Annotated in this window: 2 protein-coding genes; both read left to right on the plus strand. The window is 73.0% G+C overall.

Going from position 1 to position 2,259, the window contains the following annotated elements; genetic code table 11:
• Positions 1-170: 170 nt before the first annotated feature.
• On the plus strand, positions 171-932 hold the full coding sequence (locus ACFV9Q_RS24425) for a VIT family protein (protein ID WP_377236559.1): 762 nt from the start codon (positions 171-173) through the stop codon (positions 930-932).
• A gap of 16 nt (positions 933-948) precedes the next feature.
• Positions 949-2,226, plus strand: a complete 1,278-nt coding sequence (locus tag ACFV9Q_RS24430; protein WP_377232521.1) for an arginine deiminase — start codon at positions 949-951, stop codon at positions 2,224-2,226.
• Positions 2,227-2,259: the final 33 nt, after the last annotated feature.

Below are 2,259 nucleotides of genomic sequence, written 5' to 3' on the forward strand. Positions count from 1 at the left end.
CCCGGGTTTCTTGTCTTTGGGCGGCCGCAAAGAGAAGAAACCCGGGCCTCAAAGGGGAGGGCGGGCACAGCGGAAGGTCGGCACAGCAGAGGGCTCCGCGGCCAAGGTGAGGCTGCCCAACCTCTGGCCTGATGTTGGCCCGAGGCCCGGAGTCCTGGTTGCCTGAGCCCATGACGACAGAACCGTCCGGCGCGGGACGCCCGGACACCGGCGGCCGCACCGCCGTCGGGCACCCCGACGAACCCCACACCAACGGGCTCGCCGAGCGCCTGAACTGGCTGCGCGCCGGCGTGCTCGGCGCGAACGACGGCATCGTCTCGGTCGCCGCGGTCGCCGTCGGCGTCGCGGCGGCGACGTCGCAGACCGGGCCGATCCTCACCGCCGGCGTCGCCGCACTCGTCGGCGGCGCGATCTCGATGGCGCTGGGCGAGTACGTGTCGGTCTCCAGCCAGTCCGACACCCAGCGGGCGCTCATCGCCAAGGAGAAGGCCGAGCTCGCCGCGATGCCGGAGGAGGAGCTCGCGGAGCTGGCCGAGCTCTACGAGGCCAAGGGCCTGTCCCCCGCCACGGCCCGCCAGGTCGCGATCGAGCTCACGGAGCACGACGCGCTCGCCGCCCACCTGGAGGCCGAGCTCAACATCGACGAGGACGGCGTGGTCAGCCCCTGGCACGCCGCGCTCGCGTCCGCCGTCGCGTTCACGCTCGGCGCCGTCCTGCCGCTCGCCGCCGTGCTGCTGATCCCCGAACCCTGGCGGGTCGGCATCACGTTCGTCGTCGTGCTGGCGGCACTCGCCGGCACGGGCTGGCTCGCGGCCTGGATCGGCGACGCGCCGCGGGTGCGCGCCACGGCGCGCGTCGTCGTCGGCGGGGCGCTCGCGCTCGGCGCGACCTTCGCGATCGGCTCCCTGCTCGGCACGACGGCGATCGGGTGAGTACCGTTATCGCCCGATGAACACCATCGACAGCACACCGCCCCCGGCCGGCACACCCTCGTCGGCGTACGGCGTCCACTCCGAGGTGGGCCGCCTGCGCAAGGTCCTGGTCTGCGCCCCCGGGCTGGCCCACCAGCGCCTCACCCCGTCCAACTCCGCCGGCCTCCTGTTCGACGACGTCCTGTGGGTCGAGCGCGCCCAGCAGGACCACGCCGACTTCGTGGCCGAGCTGCGGGAGCGCGACGTCGACGTCGTCGAGCTGCACGCCCTGCTCGCCGAGACGCTGCGCGTGCCCGGGGCGCGCGACTGGCTGCTCGACCGCAAGATCGTGCCCGAGATCGTGGGCAACGGCCTGGTCGAGGCGACGCGCGAGTACCTGGAGTCCCTGCCGGAGCACGAGCTGGCCCGGTACCTGATCGGCGGCCTCGCCGTCGCCGACGTGCCCGAGCTGCCGCCGGGCTTCCGCGCGCTGGCCGACCTCAGCCCGGATGCCCGCGAGTACCTCATGCCCCCGCTGCCCAACACGCTGTTCACCCGGGACACGACCTGCTGGATCTACGGCGGCCTCACGCTGAACCCGCTGTACTGGCAGGCACGCCGGGACGAGACGCTGCTCATGAAGGCGATCTACTCGTTCCACCCCGACTTCGTGGGCAGCCGCGTGTGGTGGGGCGACCCGGAGGCCAGCCACGGCGAGGCCACCTTCGAGGGCGGCGACATCATGCCGATCGGCAACGGGACCGTGCTGATGGGCATGAGCGAGCGCACGTCGCGCCAGGCGATCACCCAGGTCGCGGCCTCGCTGTTCCAGGCGGGCGCGGCCGAGCAGATCGTGGTGGCGGGCATGCCGCGGCTGCGCGCGGCCATGCACCTGGACACGATCATGACGTTCGTCGACGTCGACACCGTCACCGTCTACCCGCGGATCGTGGACCGGGTGCACCCGTTCGTGCTGCGCCCCGACTCCGGGCCGCTCGGCGTCTCGGTGACCGACGCCGGCCGGTCGTCCTTCCTCGACGTGGTGGGGCAGGTCTCCGGGCTGGGCCAGCTGCGGGTCATCGAGACCGGCGGCGACGTCTACGAGTCCGAGCGGCAGCAGTGGGACAGCGGCAACAACTCCGTGGCCGTCGAGCCGGGCGTCGTGTTCACCTACGACCGCAACACGACCACCAACGACCTGCTGCGCAAGGCCGGCATCGACGTGATCGAGATCGCGGGCGGCGAGCTGGGCCGCGGGCGCGGCGGCGGGCACTGCATGACCTGCCCGATCATCCGGGAACCCGTGAGCTGGTAGGGCCTGGGCCGGCCCGCCCAGGGCGGACCAGCC

The sequence above is a fragment of the Promicromonospora sp. NPDC059942 genome (assembly GCF_042731755.1).
Classification (GTDB): domain Bacteria; phylum Actinomycetota; class Actinomycetes; order Actinomycetales; family Cellulomonadaceae; genus Promicromonospora.

Bases quoted from the DNA above. Each gene is read 5' to 3' on its own strand.
- ACFV9Q_RS24430 (WP_377232521.1), top strand. From the start codon at position 949: ATGAACACCATCGACAGCACACCGCCCCCGGCCGGCACACCCTCGTCG.
- ACFV9Q_RS24425 (WP_377236559.1), top strand. From the start codon at position 171: ATGACGACAGAACCGTCCGGCGCGGGACGCCCGGACACCGGCGGCCGC.